The 18,504-nt window shown below is 56.3% G+C and carries 22 protein-coding genes; 11 read left to right on the top strand and 11 right to left on the bottom strand.

The features are described 5' to 3' along the window. Nucleotides 1-12 precede the first annotated feature (12 nt). Entirely contained in the window at nucleotides 13-720 is a 708-nt protein-coding gene (gene flgA / locus LG198_RS00875; RefSeq protein WP_230341290.1) for a flagellar basal body P-ring formation chaperone FlgA, read from the bottom strand. Between the two features lie 221 nt (nucleotides 721-941). On the opposite strand from flgA, the gene flgB reads away from it, so the two are divergent. The 11 genes from flgB to flgL all read left to right on the top strand — a co-directional run bounded on the left by flgB (nucleotide 942) and on the right by flgL (nucleotide 11,128). Continuing rightward, on the top strand, nucleotides 942-1,337 hold the full coding sequence (gene flgB / locus LG198_RS00870; RefSeq protein WP_230341289.1) for a flagellar basal body rod protein FlgB: 396 nt from the start codon (nucleotides 942-944) through the stop codon (nucleotides 1,335-1,337). Nucleotides 1,338-1,373: 36 nt separating this feature from the next. Then, nucleotides 1,374-1,781 carry a flagellar basal body rod protein FlgC gene (gene flgC / locus LG198_RS00865; RefSeq protein WP_230341288.1) on the top strand — a complete coding sequence of 136 codons (408 nt, stop codon included), beginning with the start codon at nucleotides 1,374-1,376 and terminating at the stop codon, nucleotides 1,779-1,781. A gap of 30 nt (nucleotides 1,782-1,811) precedes the next feature. Further along, nucleotides 1,812-2,498 carry a flagellar hook assembly protein FlgD gene (locus LG198_RS00860; protein ID WP_230341287.1) on the top strand — a complete coding sequence of 229 codons (687 nt, stop codon included), beginning with the start codon at nucleotides 1,812-1,814 and terminating at the stop codon, nucleotides 2,496-2,498. A gap of 35 nt (nucleotides 2,499-2,533) precedes the next feature. Further along, entirely contained in the window at nucleotides 2,534-3,742 is a 1,209-nt protein-coding gene (flgE, locus tag LG198_RS00855; RefSeq protein ID WP_230341286.1) for a flagellar hook protein FlgE, read from the top strand. Nucleotides 3,743-3,779: 37 nt separating this feature from the next. Further along, nucleotides 3,780-4,520, top strand: a complete 741-nt coding sequence (gene flgF, locus LG198_RS00850) for a flagellar basal-body rod protein FlgF (RefSeq protein ID WP_230341285.1) — start codon at nucleotides 3,780-3,782, stop codon at nucleotides 4,518-4,520. A gap of 75 nt (nucleotides 4,521-4,595) precedes the next feature. Further along, on the top strand, nucleotides 4,596-5,378 hold the full coding sequence (flgG, locus tag LG198_RS00845; RefSeq protein WP_230341284.1) for a flagellar basal-body rod protein FlgG: 783 nt from the start codon (nucleotides 4,596-4,598) through the stop codon (nucleotides 5,376-5,378). A gap of 34 nt (nucleotides 5,379-5,412) precedes the next feature. After that, nucleotides 5,413-6,081 carry a flagellar basal body L-ring protein FlgH gene (locus tag LG198_RS00840; protein ID WP_230341283.1) on the top strand — a complete coding sequence of 223 codons (669 nt, stop codon included), beginning with the start codon at nucleotides 5,413-5,415 and terminating at the stop codon, nucleotides 6,079-6,081. Nucleotides 6,082-6,091: 10 nt separating this feature from the next. Then, nucleotides 6,092-7,198, top strand: coding sequence for a flagellar basal body P-ring protein FlgI (locus tag LG198_RS00835; protein ID WP_230341282.1), 1,107 nt, complete (start codon nucleotides 6,092-6,094; stop codon nucleotides 7,196-7,198). A 12-nt stretch (nucleotides 7,199-7,210) separates the two neighbouring features. Then, on the top strand, nucleotides 7,211-8,086 hold the full coding sequence (gene flgJ, locus LG198_RS00830; protein WP_230341281.1) for a flagellar assembly peptidoglycan hydrolase FlgJ: 876 nt from the start codon (nucleotides 7,211-7,213) through the stop codon (nucleotides 8,084-8,086). A 175-nt stretch (nucleotides 8,087-8,261) separates the two neighbouring features. Further along, complete coding sequence (flgK, locus tag LG198_RS00825) at nucleotides 8,262-10,199, top strand: flagellar hook-associated protein FlgK (RefSeq protein WP_230341280.1); 1,938 nt, start codon at nucleotides 8,262-8,264, stop codon at nucleotides 10,197-10,199. Between the two features lie 14 nt (nucleotides 10,200-10,213). Then, nucleotides 10,214-11,128, top strand: a complete 915-nt coding sequence (gene flgL / locus LG198_RS00820; protein WP_230341279.1) for a flagellar hook-associated protein FlgL — start codon at nucleotides 10,214-10,216, stop codon at nucleotides 11,126-11,128. Between the two features lie 64 nt (nucleotides 11,129-11,192). Here the strand turns inward: flgL and LG198_RS00815 are convergent, their stop codons facing one another. The 10 genes from LG198_RS00815 to fliJ all read right to left on the bottom strand — a co-directional run bounded on the left by LG198_RS00815 (nucleotide 11,193) and on the right by fliJ (nucleotide 18,499). Continuing rightward, complete coding sequence (locus LG198_RS00815) at nucleotides 11,193-12,410, bottom strand: EAL and HDOD domain-containing protein (protein ID WP_230341278.1); 1,218 nt, start codon at nucleotides 12,408-12,410, stop codon at nucleotides 11,193-11,195. Nucleotides 12,411-12,438: 28 nt separating this feature from the next. Continuing rightward, complete coding sequence (fliR, locus tag LG198_RS00810; RefSeq protein ID WP_230341277.1) at nucleotides 12,439-13,239, bottom strand: flagellar biosynthetic protein FliR; 801 nt, start codon at nucleotides 13,237-13,239, stop codon at nucleotides 12,439-12,441. Between the two features lie 10 nt (nucleotides 13,240-13,249). Then, complete coding sequence (fliQ, locus tag LG198_RS00805) at nucleotides 13,250-13,519, bottom strand: flagellar biosynthesis protein FliQ (protein WP_230342032.1); 270 nt, start codon at nucleotides 13,517-13,519, stop codon at nucleotides 13,250-13,252. Between the two features lie 17 nt (nucleotides 13,520-13,536). Beyond that, nucleotides 13,537-14,289, bottom strand: coding sequence for a flagellar type III secretion system pore protein FliP (fliP, locus tag LG198_RS00800; protein WP_230341276.1), 753 nt, complete (start codon nucleotides 14,287-14,289; stop codon nucleotides 13,537-13,539). 6 nt (nucleotides 14,290-14,295) lie between these two features. Next, nucleotides 14,296-14,724, bottom strand: coding sequence for a flagellar biosynthetic protein FliO (gene fliO / locus LG198_RS00795; RefSeq protein WP_230341275.1), 429 nt, complete (start codon nucleotides 14,722-14,724; stop codon nucleotides 14,296-14,298). Nucleotides 14,725-14,735: 11 nt separating this feature from the next. Next, complete coding sequence (gene fliN, locus LG198_RS00790; protein WP_230341274.1) at nucleotides 14,736-15,164, bottom strand: flagellar motor switch protein FliN; 429 nt, start codon at nucleotides 15,162-15,164, stop codon at nucleotides 14,736-14,738. After that, nucleotides 15,154-16,161, bottom strand: a complete 1,008-nt coding sequence (gene fliM, locus LG198_RS00785; RefSeq protein WP_230341273.1) for a flagellar motor switch protein FliM — start codon at nucleotides 16,159-16,161, stop codon at nucleotides 15,154-15,156. The genes fliN and fliM overlap by 11 nt, the downstream gene beginning before the upstream one ends. A gap of 12 nt (nucleotides 16,162-16,173) precedes the next feature. Then, nucleotides 16,174-16,683, bottom strand: a complete 510-nt coding sequence (gene fliL, locus LG198_RS00780; protein WP_230341272.1) for a flagellar basal body-associated protein FliL — start codon at nucleotides 16,681-16,683, stop codon at nucleotides 16,174-16,176. A 233-nt stretch (nucleotides 16,684-16,916) separates the two neighbouring features. Beyond that, nucleotides 16,917-18,032: a flagellar hook-length control protein FliK gene (locus tag LG198_RS00775; RefSeq protein WP_230341271.1), complete on the bottom strand. Its 1,116-nt coding sequence runs from the start codon at nucleotides 18,030-18,032 to the stop codon at nucleotides 16,917-16,919. Nucleotides 18,033-18,046: 14 nt separating this feature from the next. Beyond that, the gene (gene fliJ, locus LG198_RS00770; RefSeq protein ID WP_230341270.1) at nucleotides 18,047-18,499 is read right to left on the bottom strand and encodes a flagellar export protein FliJ; all 453 of its coding nucleotides are present in this window, start codon (nucleotides 18,497-18,499) and stop codon (nucleotides 18,047-18,049) included. Nucleotides 18,500-18,504 lie beyond the last annotated feature (5 nt).

Below are 18,504 nucleotides of genomic sequence, written 5' to 3'. Positions count from 1 at the left end.
TACATCGCCACGCTAGAAAATCACCTCAATCAGCCCTCCATGGCGTGCCAACCCGCTCACTACCTGGCCATTGGTGACTTTTACCTTGACACGCTGCCCCTCACCCGCATTGCTCAATGCCGTGCCTTCGGCCGACACCCTAAACCCATTACCTATCGTGTTAAGTACCACTTTCTGGCCTTGTTGCACCACCGGCAGTACCCGTAGCATTTCCTGGCGGAGTACCGTGCCTGCGCTCAATGGCACATAAACAGCACGGCCCACGGCCTGAGTGACATCAGTGAATACGCCTGGGGGCAGTTTAGCCAAGTCACCCTGGCTCTTGGCCAGATCCTGTTCGGTGATAATATGCCCCTGCGCCAACGGCCCGGCCGCAATCAGGTAGTCAGCCATGACCTGTACATTGGCCTGCACATAAATTGTCCAGACCTGGGGAGCATTGCAGCGCACGCCGACGCTGGTACGCCCCCATATCCTGCTGCCATTGGGCAGAAACAATTGCAAATTGTCGCAACTGGCTAGCTTGAGGCGCGCATCCACCGCCACAGCCGACACCAAAACCTTGCCCGGATGCCCTGTACTCTGGCTCAGCAAGAATTTTTCAACCTGCTGGCGCAATTGTGTCAGATCCTGATGGCTACTGCTGGCAGCTGCTGGCGTGGCACAAAGACAGGCAAACAATAAGGCCACAATACGCCCACTGTTATATACTTGCCTCATTGCACACCTCCTTGTCGCCGTCCCTGCCGGATGGCCTGGGATTAAGAATCACGGTGCATTTTGGCTCAGTTTCACCAATGCAAAAACCAGGAACAAAGGGAAAAATCCCCTTTTGTTCGCACAATGGAATTTGCAAGACAGGTTCTAGACTCGCAATCATCTGAAATAACGGCAGTCGCAAGCATTTCTTGACCGCCGCCGTTAGCAAAGGAGGTTGTACGATGAACAAGCTGGATGCCACACTCAATTTTCATGAAACCGCGCTACGCGTGCGCGGGCAGCGCCAGGAGCTATTGGCCGCAAACATCGCCAATGCCGATACACCGGGCTACAAGGCACGCGACATCAACTTCACCGAAACCTTCAAGCAGGCGCTTGCGGGTGCATCAGGCGGACTAAAAGCCGCCACCACCGACGCTAGCCATATCCCGGCTACAGCCGGCCATCAGAATGGCGTTCTGTTCCGCTCCATTATCCAGGGAAGTGTTGACGGCAATACTGTGGACATGGATGTAGAACGTACCCAGTTTGCCGATAACGCATTGCGTTACGAAGCCAGCGTGACCCTGATCAGCGGCCAGATCAGGAAGATGCTGGCAGCGGTGCAAGGCCAATGAGCATGTCCGCCTACCATATCCTGAAAGGAGACATCCATGTCGCTTTTTAACGTATTCAATATTTCCGGGTCGGCCATGAGCGCCCAGGGGCAACGCCTGAACGTCGTGGCAAGCAACCTGGCCAATGCCGATAGCGTCACCAGCTCCAACGACCAGCCGTACCGCACAAAACATATTGTGTTTTCCGCCGTGCCAGTGAATGCCAATGGTGATGCTCAAGGCGTCAAGGTGCAGCAGGTCATGGAAGACCAGGCGCCGCCGCAACTCAAGTATGACCCCAAGCACCCGCTGGCAGACGAGAATGGCTATGTCGCCATGCCCAACGTCAATGTCACCGAGGAAATGGTCAACATGATTTCTGCCTCCAGGTCTTACCAGAACAATGTTGAAACCATGAACGCAGCCAAATCGATGCTGCTGAAAACCCTGACCATTGGCCAATAACCTCAATAACCCTGAAAGCGAGTAAATACCATGGCTAGCACCTCAGGCATTTCCGACACGCTGTTCAATACCATGAACAGTACCAGTTCCAGCACGTCCACAGGCAGCATTTCCGAGGTACAGGACCGCTTCATGACGCTGCTGATCGCCCAGATGAAGAACCAGGACCCGCTCAACCCCATGGACAATGCCGAGGTGACCAGCCAGATGGCCCAGCTTTCCACGGTGACCGGTATAGAAAAAATGAATGCCTCGCTTGCGACCTTCATCAGCAGCATGCAGGCCACTCAAGCGTTGCAGTCCTCAAGCCTGATCGGCCACGCGGTATTGGTAGAAGGCAATAGTACCTATCTTGCGGCAAGCGAGGTTGAAGGCGAATCGGAAGCTTATTTCGGCGTCGAGCTACCAATAGGCGCGGACAGCCTCAAGGTCAACATCAAGGATGCATCGGGCGCAGTCGTCAAAACCATCACGGTCGCCAACCAACCCGCCGGCATCACGCAACTGAGCTGGAACGGCTACAGCGATGACGGCACCAAGCTTGACAACGGCCGCTACACCATCGAGGCCACCGCTACCACTGCCAATACCACGGTGACTTCCACGACATTGAGTTATGAACAAGTCATGAGTGTTTCCACCGGCGCGGATGGCGTCAAGCTCAACCTAAGCAACCTGGCGGCAATTACCACCGACCAGATCAAGCAGATTTTCTAACGGCAACCCAGGCGTATTTTTACCAGGAGAACAACATGGCTTTCCAGCAGGGTTTGAGCGGCCTTAACGCCGCTTCCAAAACAATCGAGGTAATAGGCAACAACGTCGCCAATGCCAGCACCGTAGGCTACAAGCAGTCGCGTGCCGAGTTTGCCGATGTCTACGCAAACTCGCTCGGCGGCGGCAGCGCTTCCAAGATCGGCATTGGCACCAAGATCGCCGCAGTCACGCAGCAGTTTACCCAAGGCAATATCTCGAACTCCACCAACCCGTTGGATGTCGCGATCAACGGCAATGGCTTTTTCCGCATGAGCGACAACGGCACGATCAGTTACACCCGCAACGGCCAGTTCCAGCTTAGCAAAGAGGGCTATATACAAAATGCCTCGGGCCAGCGCCTCACCGGGTATGCCGTCGTCAACGGCGTCGTGCAGACTGGCGCGCTCACTGAGCTACAGATCGACGCCTCCGACCTTGCACCTCGAACAACTACCTCGATTACCGGGCCACTCAACCTCGACTCCAGGGCTAGCGTATTGGATATCGCTGATTTCGATATCAATGACCCTACCAGCTATAGCCACTCTACCCCGATTGAGGTTTACGATTCTCAAGGCAACTCCCATAGTGTCCAGCTTTACTACATCAAAACCGCTGCCAATGAATGGAACATCATGGCAAGCGTGGATGGCAACCTTGTCACAACCGCCCCTGGTGGCAGCATCGTCTTTTCTGAAGGCGGTATTGCACAGACGATTTCCCCACCAGCGATCAACGCAACACTCACCAATGGCGCAGAAGATCTAGCAATCACGCTGGATATCACAGGCAGCACGCAGTTTGCAAACTCCTTCAGTGAGAGCGACCTGGGCCAGGATGGCTATGGTGCAGGCAGGCTTTCCAGCTTCAGCGTAGGCGCCGATGGCTCCATCCTGGGCCGTTATTCCAACGGCCAGAGTTCAGTATTGGGCCAGGTAGCACTAGCCAACTTCCGCAACCTCAATGGCTTGCAACCACTGGGCGATAACCTCTGGGCGGAGACTTCAGAATCCGGGCCTCCTATTGTCGGCGTGGCAAATTCCGGCGGCCTCGGCGTATTGCAGTCCTACCGCCTGGAAGAGTCCAACGTGGACCTCACAGCGGAGCTGGTCAACATGATTACCGCACAACGCGTCTACCAGGCCAATGCGCAAACCATCAAGACGGAAGACCAGATCATGCAGACCCTGGTCAACCTGCGTTAATTGATCACCTGAGCATCAGTAAAGGAAAGGAACCGCCATGGACCGCTTGATCTATACCGCAATGACCGGCCTGAAACACATCATGGAGCAGCAATCGACCACGGCCAACAACCTGGCGAACTCCACGACCACCGGATTCCGTTCGCAAATAGACAGCTTCCGTGCGGTTCCGGTATTGAGCGATGGCCTGCCTACGCGCGCGTTCGTCGTCGATGCCACAGTAGGCACCAATTTCAACAGCGGCGTAATCAACAATACCGGCCGCGAGCTGGATGTGGCCATCCGTGACCGCGGCTGGTTTGCCGTGCAACGGCCCGATGGCACCGAAGCCTATACCCGCAACGGCAATTTCAAGCTCAATGAGAACGGCGTCCTGCAAACCCAGGATGGGCTGACGGTTGTCGGTGATGCCGGCCCGATCACCATCCCGCCCGAAGCCAAGGTGGCTATTGCCAACGACGGCACGGTTTCAGCAGTTGCCACCAATGTAGTCCCGCTTTTCACCAACATGATAGGCCGCCTCAAGCTGGTCAACCCCAATGATGCCGACCTGGTGCGTGGCACGGATGGCCTGTTTGAAACAAAAAACCGCCAGCCACTGGGGGCAGATGCCGCCGTCACCGTTGCCAGCGGCGCGCTGGAAGGCAGCAACGTCAACGTGGTGGAGGAAATGGTCAACATGATTACCCTCGCCCGCCAGTTCGACCTGCAAAGCAAGCTCATACAGAATGCCGAGAATAACGCCACAAAAGCCGGTCAGATCTTCAGTATGAGTTAATCATGGCTGGAGTAGCATAGAAGTTAATTTCTAGGATTTCGGCAGCATGACGCTGCCATTGCAAAGGAGCAGACCATGATACGTTCGCTATGGATCGCCAAGACCGGCCTTGATGCCCAACAGATGCAGATGGACGTGATTGCCAACAATCTCGCCAACGTCAGCACCAACGGTTTCAAGAAAACCCGCGCCGTATTCGAGGACCTGCTCTACCAGAACATCCGCCAGCCGGGCGCGCAATCCTCCCAGCAAACGCAATTGCCTTCCGGCCTGCAACTAGGTACCGGTGTGCGCCCGGTTGCGACTGAACGCATCCATATCCAAGGCAACCTGCAGCAAACCGGCAATTCCAAGGATGTCGCCATCAGTGGCGATGGCTTTTTCCAGGTGCTGCTGCCCGATGGCAACACAGCCTACACGCGCGATGGCGCGTTCCAGCTGGATAACCAGGGGCAACTGGTCACGGCCAGCGGCTTTACAGTCCAGCCGGCGATTATCATTCCACCCAATGCGCAAAGCATCACTGTGGGCCGTGACGGCACAGTCTCCGTGGTATTGCCTGACAGCCCGAACGCGGTGCAGGTCGGCACTTTCCAGCTGGCGACCTTCATCAATCCAGCCGGGCTACAGTCGCGCGGTGAAAATTTGTATGTAGAAACCGCAGCGTCTGGTGCCGCCAATATCAACCAACCAGGCATGAACGGCACCGGCCTGCTGATTCATCAATATGTGGAAACCTCCAACGTCAATGTGGCGGAGGAACTGGTCAGCATGATCCAGACCCAGCGCGCCTACGAAATCAACAGCAAGGCGATTTCCACCTCGGACCAGATGTTGCAGCGCTTGTCGCAACTGTAAACCTAGCATGAACATGGGTGGCAAAGGACAACATATGCAATCGCTTATTCATTCAAGACCATGGCTGATATTAGGCCTGTTGCTGCTGTGCGGCGGCTGCGCCGTGACGCCCAAGACCATCACCCAGGCACCTAATACCGCACGTCCGGCAGTGCCCAGCCAGGCAGTCTACAACAGCGGCGGCATCTACAATCCCGCAACCTATCGCCCGCTGCTTGAAGACAAGCGCGCACGCTTGGTCGGCGACACCATCGTCATCAACATCACCGAAAATACCTCTGCCACCAAGTCGGGCACCAACTCTGCCAGCAAGTCCGGAGCCGTCAATGCCGGCATCACCGGCCTGTTCGGCCACAATGTGCCCAAGGCAAGTTTCAATGCCGCCTCGGACAACTCCTATGATGACGCTGCCGCTTCCAACTCACGCAATGTCTTCACCGGCACCATCAGCGCCACTGTGACGGAAGTATTGCCCAATGGACACTTAGTCGTCAGTGGTGAGAAACAGGTGGCGTTCGACCGCGGCACCGAGTTCGTGCGCTTCTCCGGCGTGGTGGACCCGATGTATGTGGCTGCAGGCAATAGCGTCGCCTCAAGCCGGGTTGCCGATGCACGCATTGAATACCGCACCAACAGCAATATGGATACTGCCCAGGTCATGTCCATCCTGACCCGCTTTTTCCTGAGCTTTGTGCCCTTGTAAGGTTGACATCATGACACTCACACGCCCGCTTGCCCTGATCTCCGCACTGGCTGCACTATTGCTTGCCCTTCCAGCCGATGCAGAGCGCATCAAGGACCTGACCAACATCCAGGGCGTGCGCTCCAACCAATTGATCGGCTATGGCCTGGTGGTCGGCCTGGATGGTACAGGCGACCAGACCACGCAAACCCCGTTCACGGTGCAAAGCATTATCAGCATGATGCAGCAGATGGGCATCAACCTGCCCGCGGGTACCAACCTGCAATTGCGCAACGTCGCTGCCGTCATGGTCACCGGCAACCTGCCGCCGTTTGCCCAGCCTGGACAGAACATGGATGTGACCGTGTCCTCCATGGGTAATGCACGCAGCCTGCGCGGCGGCACCCTGCTCATGACTGCACTCAAGGGCGCAGACAACCAGGTATATGCCATGGCCCAGGGCAACCTGGTCATTGGCGGCGCGGGTGCCGGCGCCAGCGGCACCAGCACGCAGATCAACCACCTTGGCGCAGGACGCATCTCGGCCGGTGCCATCGTGGAACGCGCCGTACCCAGCCAACTCACAGAAACCAACACCGTCAAGCTGGAACTCAAGGAAGCCGATTTTTCCACTGCCAGCATGGTGGTCGATGCCATCAACAAGCGCTTCGGCAATGGCACGGCAACTGCACTGGACGGACGTGTCATCCAGGTGCAGCCGCCCATGGACACCAACCGCATCGCCTTCATCGGCAATCTGGAAAACCTGGACGTCAAGCCATCGCAAGGCCCGGCCAAGGTCATTCTCAATGCACGCACCGGCTCTGTTGTCATGAACCAGGCCGTAACGCTGGATGACTGCGCGATCTCGCACGGCAACCTCTCCGTGGTCATCAATACCGCGCCTGCCATCAGCCAGCCAGGCCCGTTCTCTGGCGGGCAGACCGTGGCGACCCAGGTTTCGCAGGTTGAAATCAACAAGGAGCCGGGCCAGGTCATCAAGTTGGACAAGGGCACCTCGCTGGCGGATGTCGTCAAGGCATTGAACGCCATCGGCGCCACACCGCAAGACCTGCTCGCGATACTGCAAGCCATGAAAGCCGCTGGCTCTTTGCGCGCTGACCTGGAAATCATCTAGGGCGCACCAATCATGGCCGCTTACAACTTCAGCACTGACGTCAACAGCCAAGTTGCTGCCGATGCCAATAGCCTGAACAACCTGAAATACGCCACGCGCGACAATAGCCCGGAATCCATCAAAGCCGCGGCAGTCCAGTTTGAAGCCTTGATGGTCAATATGATGCTGAAAAGCATGCGTGACGCGACCCCCAAGGAAGGCATGTTCGATAGTGAACAAAGCCGCACTTTCATTTCCATGCTGGATCAGCAGCTCAGCCAGCAGATTGCCAACCGGGGCACAGGCCTGGCAGACATGCTGGCACGCCAGTTGCAGGGAAGCCTTACCAGCGTGCCGCCTGAGGCCTTAGACTCACTGGCGGCCACGCCAAGGACAATGCCGTCAAACATCAATCCGGCATTTAGCAGCGCCAGCAGCACATCAGTGCCGCAAAATGCGCGTGAATTCGTTCAGCAAATGAGCAGGCACGCGGAGGCTGCCAGCCAGGACAGCGGCATCCCCGCCCACCTGATGCTCGGGCAAGCCGCATTGGAGACTGGCTGGGGCAAGCGCCAGATTACAGGCACGGACGGCACTGCCAGCAATAACCTGTTCGGCATCAAGGCAGGCCCTAACTGGAAAGGCAAGACAGTGGAAGCGCTGACCACGGAATATATCAACGGCGTGCCGCAAAAGCGCATCGAGAAATTCCGTGCCTATGACTCGTATGCCGACTCCTTCCGCGATTTTGCCAGCCTCATGCAAAACAACCCGCGCTATGAAAACGTGCTGGGCAGCACAGGCAGCGCGGCTGGCTATGCGCAAGCGATGCAGGATGCGGGCTATGCCACCGACCCCAATTACGCCAGCAAGCTGCGGCGGGTCATTGAAAGCATTGGCACCGCTTAGAGCTGCTAACAGAATTCAGCAAAGCGATTCTGTCTAGGCGCTCTGCCGCAGGCAGTACAAGTAGTACGACAAGGCAGAGCAACAACGCCTGAAGAATTTTGTTAGCGGCTCTTGAAGTAAAGTTTACGGTTTTTATGCCGTTCATTCATTTACGTTACATTGATCGATAAGCATCATGTCCAACATATTTAACATCGGCAAATCCGCACTGAATGCAGCGCAAGTCGGTATCAGCGTTACTGGCCACAATATCGCCAACGCCACCACCGATGGCTATTCGCGCCAGGTGATCGTGCAGGCTACCGCCCAGGCGCAGAACTGGGGTTTTGGCTATATCGGCAACGGGACTCAGGTCGATACGGTCAAGCGCGTCTACAACGAACTGCTGACGCGCCAGATCAACAACAGCCAGGCCATCAGCAGCGCCATCAACACCCAGCTTTCCAGCATCAACCAGATCAATAACATGCTGGCGGATTCAAGCGCAGGCCTTTCTCCTGCTATTCAGGACTTTTTTGCCTCCATCAATGACCTTGCCTCGGCCCCCAGCGACTCGGCCTCGCGCCAGGCCATGCTATCCACCGGTGAAGCGCTGATCAGCCGTTTCAACAGCCTGGGCACGCGCCTGCAGGAAATGCAGAGTACCGTCAATTCGCAACTCACTGCAAGTGCCAACTCGGTAAGCTACTACGCCAAGGAAATCGCCAGGCTCAATGAAGCGATTGACGCCGCAATGACCAGCACCGGGCAACCGCCCAATGACCTGATGGATCAGCGCGACCAATTGGTCCTGAATCTCAACAAGGAAGTCAAGGCGACTGTCGTCGTGCAGGACGGCACCAAATACAATATCTCGATCGGTAATGGCATTCCCCTGGTTTCCGGTTTTAATGCCTATTCCCTGACCACTGTCAGCTCACCAACCGATCCCAGTCGGCTAATGATTGCCTACCAGAGCGGCTCCACCACCTCCATCCTGTCGGAGAGCAGCCTGCAGGGCGGCACCATTGGCGGCTTGCTGGAATACCGCAGCGGCGCGCTGGACAAGGCGCAGAACACCCTGGGCCAGATCGCAATTGCCATGGCGCAGTCATTCAACACCCAGCACCAGCAGGGCTTGACCAGCAATGGCACCCAGGGTGGCAACTTCTTCAATATTCCAACCCCCTTGGTCAACGCCAGCAGTTTCAATACCGGCAATGCCTCCTTAGGCAGCAGCATCGTCGACGCCAACGCACTCAATGCCAGCGACTACCGCTTGCGTTTCGACGGCACAAACTACACTATCACGCGCCTGAGCGACAATACCACGCAGAGCTTCAGCAGCCTGCCGCAGACAGTGGACGGCGTCAGCTTCAGCATCGGCTCAGGCACAATCAACAGCGGGGACAGCTTCCTGATCCGTCCGACCGCCAATGCGGCCACTGACATCAGCATCGCCGTGACGCAGATCGCCGATATCGCTGCGGGGGCGCCCGTGGTCGCCACGGCAGCTGACGGCGGCAACACCGGCACTGGCACGATCAGTGGCGCCACAGTCGGCAGCGGCTACGCGGGCTCGCCGCTTGCCAGCCCGTTCACCTTGACCCACAACGGCGGCGACCTGAGCGGCTTTCCCGCAGGCGAGGCCATCACGGTCACGACAACGGCAGGCGTCACTACGACCTACCCCGCTGGCAGCCCTGTGCCTTATAGCGCCGGCGCCACCATCAGCGTGGCAGGCATCAGCTTCAGCCTGAGCGGTAGCCCCGCTGATGGCGACCAGTTCACTGTCAGCGCCAACAGCAGCAATGCCGCCGGCGACAACCGCAATGCCTTGCAACTCGCGGCATTGCAGACCGGCAAAGTCATGAACAACGGCACCGCCTCCTACCAGGATGTGTTCAACCAACTTGTGAGCTTTGTGGGCAACCGCACGCGAGAGTTGCAGATCACCAGCGCAGCCGAGACCGAACTACTGAACCAGACCATTACCGCGCAACAATCCGAATCCGGCGTCAACCTGGATGAAGAAGCCGTCAACCTGTTGCGCTACCAGCAAGCCTATCAGGCAGCAGGCAAAGTCATGCAGATTGCCAGCACCCTGTTTGAAACCGTGCTCTCGATCAGATAACCGGGGAATTCGCCATGCGTATCAGCACCAACACCATGTACCAGAACGGCATCAAAAAATTGTCGCAGCTACAAGTCGAGCAGGACCGATTGATGCAGCAGATTTCCAGCAAGAAGCGCATCCTGACCCCGGCAGATGATCCCGTAGGTGCGGCCCGCTCCCTGGAAATCCAGAATTCGCAAAGCATCAATACCCAGTTTGCCCGCAACCGCCAATTTGCCGAGAACAATATGAACGCTGTGGAGGGCAACCTGCAGAGCGTGACCGACCTGTTGATTGCAGCAAAATCCAGGCTGGTGGAAGCCGGCAATGCCTCTTATGACGATGTGCAGCGCAGCTATCTCGCAATCGAGCTGCGTAACGACCTTGAAGCCTTGGTAGGCTTGGCCAATGCGACGGATGGCAGCGGCAATTATCTTTATTCCGGCTACAGCACGGATACCGCGCCATACACGCTTACTGCCGCTGGCGCCGACTACAATGGCGATGCCCAGGTACGCAAGCTGCAAGTGTCCAACAGCCGGCAGCTTGCCATCACCGATACCGGGCCCAATGTATTCCAGGCCAACGGCAATGATGTTTTTGCCGCCCTAGCCCAGATCACCGCATTGCTGGAGACACCCGTCACAGACAGTACCCAGGAACAGGCGCTGCGTGATGGGCTGGACACTGCCAGCAACGCCTTGCAAGGCACGCTGGACAATGTGCTCACCGTGCGGGCGCGCAACGGTTCCAGCCTAAATGAGCTGGAATCGCTCAACACCGACGGCAGCGACCGTGACTTGCAATATGCAAAATCACTGTCCGAATTGCAGGATCTCGACTATGCGCAAGCCCTGTCCGACCTTGCCAAGCAGCAAACCGTGCTGGAAGCCGCGCAAAAGTCCTTTGTTGCGACGACCAGCCTCTCATTGTTCAACCTGATCTAGGATCAAGAAAATAAAAAAAGCCGGAATTATCCGGCTTTTTCTTTTGTCTCTTACTAGGTTAGCTCTAGATACCAAGCGCCTCCACCCAGGAAAGGGAGGCAATATGACAATCATTGACCTTGTTAGAATCCAGTTGCAGGCTTTCGGCAAGGGTCACAATGCGGCTGTTGTCCTGATTCTCGCAAGCTTCGGCAAGCGCAAGAAAAGGCCCGTATACTCCCTTGCGATGCAGCAGCGCATCCTGAATAGCCTCGGGCAAGTCCACTTTTTCCAGCACTCGCTCCATCGGCATTTCCAGCATCAGGTCCAGCATCGAGAACACCCCCACTACAAACAGGTTGTCGCGTCCAGCCTTGTCGAAATAGCCCTCCCCCAGCAGTTCTGTCAGGCGGCCACGTGTAATCGAGGTTTTCATGAGTGCGGGCGCAGCTGAATTCTCTCCCGCCGTGATCATGAGCAAGGTCAGCCAGCGGTAGAGCTGCTTGGTGCCGATGATGGTCAACGCATGGCGCAAGGATTGTATTTCGCACGAAAGCCCGAAACCAACAGAGTTGATATAGCGCAAGAGCTTGAAGGAAAGCGCTGCATCGCGCTTGAAGCCGTTTTCAACCTCGCGCATATCAGCATCGCGGCTAATCATGTTGAGCAAATCCAGTACCGCAGCAAATGCCGGATTGATGACTTTGGCAGTAAAGGTCTCGGTGTGGGCAAAATAAAATCCCTGAATCAGGTGAAAGCCGATTTTCTTGCAGGCGTCATATTGTTCATGATGCTCAACCCGCTCGGCAACTACTTTGATAGTTAGGCTCTGATACTCCAGGAAACGTCGCGCGACTTCATCAAGGGTATAGGCCAATATGTCGATCTTGATGTAATCGGCACAATCGATCAGCGGTGAACTCAACAACGACTCACCCTTCTCCTTGAGTGCAATGTGGTAGCCGCGCTTGCGCAAAAACTGGCAGCGTTCGACCACTTCCGGGCTTGCGCTGACCAATGTTTCCAGCTCTAGCACCGTTTTTGCCGGCGGCAATAGCTCCAAAAGCTCGCTATGCAGCATTTCCTCGCTGACATTGATGAAGGCCATCTTGTCGCCCAGCAGCCATTGAGCCCCCATATCACTGACGGTGTTGACCAGCACGCGGGTACAAGCCTGCAGGCTGTTTTCATATATTGCAGTCGTCGCTTCCGCGCTATGGCGGAAAAACAACTCGTAAGCCACAATCTCCTGATTGGGGTTCATGATGGGTTGGCGGCCGATATACGCCTGGTCTTGTCTCATACAGTCAAACTTTCCAATGACATCTTGTTTATTGTGCCTGTGGCACGCCCACCACAGGGTTGGCTATCTCCTGCATGAAGATCATGCTTTCATGCATCAGCTTTTGCACCGGCTGCATCATATAGGGCAAGGCCAGGGTCAGCAGCAGGAAGCCCAGCGATATTGTAATCGGGAAGCCGATACCGAACAGGTTGAGTTGTGGTGCCGTCCTCGTCAATATCCCGAGCGCCAGGTTCGCCAGGAGCAACGCGGTAATAATGGGCAGCGAAATCAGTAATCCTGCGCTGAATATCTTGCCGCCCCACAATGCGATTTTATAGGGGTTCAAGCCAAAATTGGGCTCCGCCGTGATGGGAAAGCTGGAAAAACTCTCCACCAGGGTAGAAATCACGACCAAGTGCCCATTGATGCTAAGGAAAACCAGCATGGTCAGCACTACCAGGAACTGGCCGATGGCAGTGCTCTGCCCCTGGGTTTGCGGATCATAGAACATAGCAAACCCCAATCCCATGGTCATGCCCGCAGCATGGCCGGCCAATTCCACAGCCGAGAAGATAATGCGCAGGCTGAACCCCATGGCCGCCCCGATAAGGATCTGCTGCGCAAGGATCAGGAGACCGCTCATGGAAAACACTGAAACCGGCGGAATATCAGGAATGGCCGGCATCACAGCCACAGTCAGGACCAGCCCGACCCCGAGCCTAACATTGTTGGGGATGGCGCGATGATTGAACAGGGGCGCTGCCACCATGAAAGCGAGAATGCGCGTGAGCGGCCACATCAAGGTGGCCAGCCATACCTGCAGGAACTCACTGGTGATTGTGACCATGGGCCCTTATTCAACCGGCAAGGGTGGGAATATTGGTCAGCACTTGCCTGAGGTAATCGGTAAAGACAGAAAGCATCCATGGCCCGGCAATCAGCAAGGTGGCGAAGACGCCCAGCAGCTTGGGGATGAAGGTCAGCGTCGCCTCGTTGATTTGGGTTGCCGCCTGGAAAATACTCACCAGCAGGCCGATAGCCAGCACCGTCAGCAATACCGGCCCAGCCATCATCAACAAGACTTCCGCAGCCTGGCGGCCAATGGTCATGACATTCTCGGGACTCATACTCATGCTTCGGCCTTTCAGTAAAAACTCTGGGCTAGCGAGCCCAACAACAGTTGCCAGCCATCCACCAGCACAAACAGCATCAGCTTGAATGGCAAGGCCACAATCGCGGGCGACACCATCATCATCCCCATGGACATCAGGATGCTGGCCACCACCATGTCAATGATGAGGAACGGGATGAAAATCGCAAAGCCGATCTGGAAAGCCGTTTTCAGCTCACTGGTCACAAACGCGGGCACCAGCACGCGCAACGGCACCTCTTCCGGGGTGGCAACGGCATCGGTGCGCGACATCCTGAAAAACAGCGCGAGGTCGGACTCTCGTGTTTGCTTGAGCATGAACTCCTTGAGCGGAATCGAGCCGCGCACCATAGCCTCCTGCATGCTGATGCGGTCTTCATCAAACGGCTGGTAAGCCTCGGTATAGATGCGCTCGAACACCGGCCCCATGACAAAGAAGGTCAGGAACAATGCCAGGCCCACCAGCACCTGGTTGGGCGGGGAAGACTGCGTGCCCAACGCCTGGCGCAGCAATGACAGCACAATGATAATGCGGGTAAACCCCGTCATCATGAGCAAGGCTGCAGGCAGGAAAGACAGCGAGGTGAGCAGGATCAGCGTCTGGATGCTCAGCGCGTAATTCTGTCCGCCGCCGGCGGCCGGCTGGCTGTTGATCAAGCCCAGGCCACCCGGCTCGGCAGCATGGCCCAGCAAAGGCAAGCCCAGCAAGACCAGTGACAGCAATGGATAGAAATAACGGGGCAACATGGCGACTCAGGGCTTTCTTTGCAGGGATTTATTCAACCAGGCAGAAAATGGCACAGACGGCTGGTCCACCGTAGATGCTGCCACAGGAATTTCCTCACCCGGCTCAAGGTCGGCGAGGCTGGTCACTTGCCCCGGCGCTACGCCCAGCACCAGCCAGCGTCCAGACACTTCCACGACCACCACCCGCTCCCGGCTGCCGACGCTCACGCCGCCGACAATACGTACCACAGACTGCTGCTTGAGTCCGGGTGTCATGCGCTTCATGAGCCAAGCAATCGCCATCATCACACCCAGCACCAACGCCAAGCCAAGCACCATGCGCACCAAGCTGCCAGTGGCGGAAACCTCATCGGCTGCCGCACAGGCCAGCGCAGGCACAAGCAACCAACCAGCCAGAGTAACGCTGCATGCAGTCAGGCGTTCAATCTTCATCATAAGCCGTTCCGCTACTTGTTGATTTTGCGGATGCGCTCGGCCGGGGTGATGATGTCGGTCAACCGGATGCCGAACTTGTCATTCACCACCACCACTTCACCTTGCGCGATCAGGCAGCCATTCACCAGCACATCCATCGGCTCGCCCGCCAGGCCATCCAACTCGACTACCGAGCCCTGTGCGAGCTGCAACAGGTTCTTGATCGCGATCTTGGTGCGGCCAAGCTCCACGGTAAGCTGCACCGGGATATCAAGAATAAAGTCGATATCGTTCTGGGTTTCATGCAGCTTGTTCTTGGCAGAAAACTCGGTGAATACCGGCGCCTGCTCCGTCTTGCTGTCCTGCAATACAGAGGCTTCTGCTTCTTCTGCCTGGCTTTGTTCCGCCATGGCGGCGCCCCAGTCATCCATCAACTCTTCATCGTTGGGATCAATCGCCATCGGATAATTCTCCTTTTACATATTCGCTGGAATTGGATCGCAGCAACTTCTCTACGCGCAATGCATACTGGCCATTGAAGACCCCATACTTGCATTGCATGACTGGCACATTGTCCACCTTGGCTTCCACCTGTTCAGAGATGGAGAGAGGGATCACATCGCCCACCTTCATATTGAGGATGTCGCCCAAGCTCATCTGTGCCTTGGCAAGATCTGCCACTAGCATTACCTCTGCACTCTGTATCTGCTGCGTCATGAGACGCACCCAGCGCTTGTCCACACCCAGCGCCTCTCCCTGCAATGGCGAGGTCAGCACATCACGGATCGGCTCTATCATCGAATAAGGGAAGCAGAAATGGATTTCACCGCTGGCAGCGCCAAGCTCGATATTGAAGGTAGTGGACACCACCACTTCATTTGGCGTCGCAATGTTGGCAAACTGGGTATTCATCTCGGAGCGGATATATTCGAAGTCAAGCTTGTATACCGGCTCCCAGGATTTGGCATAAGTCTCGAACACGATTGAGAGCACACGCTGGATGATGCGCTGCTCGGTTTGCGTAAAATCACGCCCCTCGACACGGGTATGAAAGCGTCCATCGCCGCCAAAGAGGTTGTCCACAATCAGGAATACCAGAGTCGGGTCGAACACCATGAGTGCCGTGCCACGCAAAGGCTTCATCTGCACCAGGTTGAGGTTGGTCGGCACTACCAGGTTGCGGATAAATTCGCTGTATTTGGAAATTTTGACCGGGCCGACCGAGACTTCCGTGGTACGGCGCAGAAAATTGAACAGGCCGATACGCAACAAACGGGCAAAGCGCTCATTGATAATTTCCAGAGTAGGCATACGCCCACGCACAATGCGCTCCTGGGTTGCCAGGTTGTAATTGCGCACTCCCGCAGGGTCGACAGCAGGAGTATCGTCATCCTGCTCATTGGTCACGCCCCTTAGCAGGGCGTCGACTTCTTCCTGGGAGAGAAAATTATCGGCCATGGTTGTGCACGCTTACTGAATCACAAACGAAGTAAAGAACACATCATTGACCACTTGCGGTTTTGCGCCAGGACTGAATGGCTCTGAAAGCTGGGCGATGATTTCATTGGTCAATGCCTTCTTGCCCTCGCTGGTGAGCAATTCTGAAGACTTCTTGCTGCTCAACAGTATCAGGATACGATTACGCACACTTGGCATATGCATCTTGATGCTATCGGCCTGAGACGAATCTGCCACCTGCACGGTCAAATCCACTTGCAGGTACTGATCGTCCGGGTCAGGCTGCAAATTGACGGTAAAAGTCTCGAGTGTCACGAATACTGGCTCCTTGACGACTACTTTTTCTTCCTTGGGCGGTTTGTCACCATGAGCAGCATTCTGCTGGCTGAGATACCAATATGCGCCGCCTGCCCCCAGCACAGCCAGCAGCAAGCCGCCGACCAGTGCCAGGATCAGACCCTTTTTTGATTTTTTTGGCTGAGCCTCTTTTGCCGCCTCTTGTTTTGCCGCCTCTTGTGCCATCTTGCAATCCTTCTCGCCGTTCTGCTATCAGTTAGGAAATATTATGAAAGAATCGGCAGAATAGCATGCAGGAAATAGAAGGAGGAAATCACGCCAAATCTGCGAATAGGCGCCAGGCCAGGCAGTCTATCCATTTTTCACACCAGGATTTCTGCCTTTAAGCGGCCGACAAAACCCAGCGAAGGGATCCTGGCTAGGCGCTCTGTCGCAGGTAGTAAAAGGAGTGACCGCGCTTACGCGAAAGTATCCACCAGGCCCATTACCCTGGCGGCCTTGGCCAATACCTGGCTGGCCTCCTCACCCTGATCGCCGACACTGGCACGGCTAATGCCTGCTGCCTGTTGCTGCTGTGCCTCCTGCTGCCCTGAACGCACGTTAGACTGGCCTAACTGCAAGCCTGACTGGCTCATCATCTGCCGCAGGTTATCCATACCGTCCTCCAGCGCCCGGCGCACGTCTGCCTGGTCTGAAAGAAAAGTGGTGTCCGCCTGGTTGTTATGCACATGGATAATGACCTGCAACGGCCCCAGGTCCGGCGGATTCAGCGTCAGCGAAGCCGTCTGCTCGCCGCCTGCCGCCATCCACACTACCTTTTGCCCGATGGCCTGGTTCCAGCCAGGCTGGCCAAACGGTGTGGGAATCTGGTTGCCGCGCACATCCAGGGCCGCGGCCGCCTGTGGCAATTGTGGCTGCTGCAATGATGGCGCCACAGCCAACGGAATCTGACTAGCCTGTTCCAAAGCGTCGGCAAACTGTATAACTGCTCCAGCACCTGCAGCCGCTTTGGGCACAGCAGTCTGAGCCGCTTGTATTGTTGTTTTATTAAGCTCAACTTCAGGTGCAGGCTCCTTGCCCTTTCCACCCCACTCCAAAGGCTCCCGCTTTACATCTACAGTGTCAAGCTCGTCTGCCACCGCCTTAGCCACCGGCTTGCGCTGTACATCAGGAGCGACAGCCGCCAGCAAGGGCTGTCCTTCCATCGCCACAGGCATGGCCTCTGGCGCAACCAGAGCCGCTGCCTCGACCTCCTGTGGCACTTCCTCGACAATCGCCAGTGCATCTTCCAGTTGAACCTCCTGCCCATCATCCAGCTCCAGTTTGACCAACGCAGGATTGAGCAATTGTGTTTCATCACTTGCCTGGACCTGCAATTGCAGGCGCTGCCGCTGCAACACCTGCCCTGTAGCGGCAGCCTCTTTAGCTTCCAGCTTCACCTGCCGGGCCAGTACCTGTTTGAAGTCAGCGCCATCATTGGCGGCATTGGCCTGTTTGCCAGCCTTGGCCGCAGCGGCACTGGCCGAGGTATTGCTGAGCATGGCCGCCTGGTTGGGCAATGGGATATTCTGCATGGTGAAACTCCTGCTTATTGTCTGGTCTGGTTGCGGCTCACACGCATGGCATGCTCGTCCATCATCTTCTGGTCACGCTTGGTTTCAATTGCCTGCGCGCGCTTGTCGGCACGGTCAATCAATACATCGTAGGACATTTTCTTTTTCTGGCACTCCTGCCACTCCTGCTTGCGCAGATGGCACACCTGGCGCAAACGCTCGACACTTTCAGTCTGGCTTACAATCGCCTGCGACAATTTGCCAAGAAAGCTCTGGTAATTCTGGTAAATCTCCGCTGTCATGCCATTGGCCATGGCCTGGTCACGTTGGCCTACATAGTCCGCACGGTACTGCATCAGGATATTCAGGCTTTTTTCCGCCTCCACCAGTTGCCGGTTGGCTTCGCCCAGGCGGTCAGCCGCAGCATCCACATCCTTTTCCGCCAGGCCCTGCAATGTTGTGAGCACTACTTTCTTTTGGTCAGACATGCCAT

Source organism: Methylobacillus arboreus, from assembly GCF_020532725.1.
Taxonomy (GTDB): Bacteria; Pseudomonadota; Gammaproteobacteria; order Burkholderiales; family Methylophilaceae; genus Methylobacillus; species Methylobacillus arboreus.
Note: the sequence above shows the minus strand (reverse complement) of the source record. Positions and strands in the feature narration are given on the sequence as shown.

Coding starts and splice junctions, on each gene's coding strand:
- flgF (WP_230341285.1), top strand. CDS start 3,780: ATGGACCGCTTGATCTATACCGCAATGACCGGCCTGAAACACATCATG.
- fliO (WP_230341275.1), bottom strand. CDS start 14,724: ATGATGAAGATTGAACGCCTGACTGCATGCAGCGTTACTCTGGCTGGT.
- LG198_RS00815 (WP_230341278.1), bottom strand. CDS start 12,410: ATGAGACAAGACCAGGCGTATATCGGCCGCCAACCCATCATGAACCCC.
- fliJ (WP_230341270.1), bottom strand. CDS start 18,499: ATGTCTGACCAAAAGAAAGTAGTGCTCACAACATTGCAGGGCCTGGCG.
- fliR (WP_230341277.1), bottom strand. CDS start 13,239: ATGGTCACAATCACCAGTGAGTTCCTGCAGGTATGGCTGGCCACCTTG.
- flgG (WP_230341284.1), top strand. CDS start 4,596: ATGATACGTTCGCTATGGATCGCCAAGACCGGCCTTGATGCCCAACAG.
- flgL (WP_230341279.1), top strand. CDS start 10,214: ATGCGTATCAGCACCAACACCATGTACCAGAACGGCATCAAAAAATTG.
- fliP (WP_230341276.1), bottom strand. CDS start 14,289: ATGTTGCCCCGTTATTTCTATCCATTGCTGTCACTGGTCTTGCTGGGC.
- LG198_RS00835 (WP_230341282.1), top strand. CDS start 6,092: ATGACACTCACACGCCCGCTTGCCCTGATCTCCGCACTGGCTGCACTA.
- flgB (WP_230341289.1), top strand. CDS start 942: ATGAACAAGCTGGATGCCACACTCAATTTTCATGAAACCGCGCTACGC.
- LG198_RS00840 (WP_230341283.1), top strand. CDS start 5,413: ATGCAATCGCTTATTCATTCAAGACCATGGCTGATATTAGGCCTGTTG.
- LG198_RS00775 (WP_230341271.1), bottom strand. CDS start 18,032: ATGCAGAATATCCCATTGCCCAACCAGGCGGCCATGCTCAGCAATACC.
- fliL (WP_230341272.1), bottom strand. CDS start 16,683: ATGGCACAAGAGGCGGCAAAACAAGAGGCGGCAAAAGAGGCTCAGCCA.
- fliQ (WP_230342032.1), bottom strand. CDS start 13,519: ATGAGTCCCGAGAATGTCATGACCATTGGCCGCCAGGCTGCGGAAGTC.
- fliM (WP_230341273.1), bottom strand. CDS start 16,161: ATGGCCGATAATTTTCTCTCCCAGGAAGAAGTCGACGCCCTGCTAAGG.
- flgA (WP_230341290.1), bottom strand. CDS start 720: ATGAGGCAAGTATATAACAGTGGGCGTATTGTGGCCTTATTGTTTGCC.
- flgJ (WP_230341281.1), top strand. CDS start 7,211: ATGGCCGCTTACAACTTCAGCACTGACGTCAACAGCCAAGTTGCTGCC.
- LG198_RS00860 (WP_230341287.1), top strand. CDS start 1,812: ATGGCTAGCACCTCAGGCATTTCCGACACGCTGTTCAATACCATGAAC.
- fliN (WP_230341274.1), bottom strand. CDS start 15,164: ATGGCGATTGATCCCAACGATGAAGAGTTGATGGATGACTGGGGCGCC.
- flgC (WP_230341288.1), top strand. CDS start 1,374: ATGTCGCTTTTTAACGTATTCAATATTTCCGGGTCGGCCATGAGCGCC.
- flgE (WP_230341286.1), top strand. CDS start 2,534: ATGGCTTTCCAGCAGGGTTTGAGCGGCCTTAACGCCGCTTCCAAAACA.
- flgK (WP_230341280.1), top strand. CDS start 8,262: ATGTCCAACATATTTAACATCGGCAAATCCGCACTGAATGCAGCGCAA.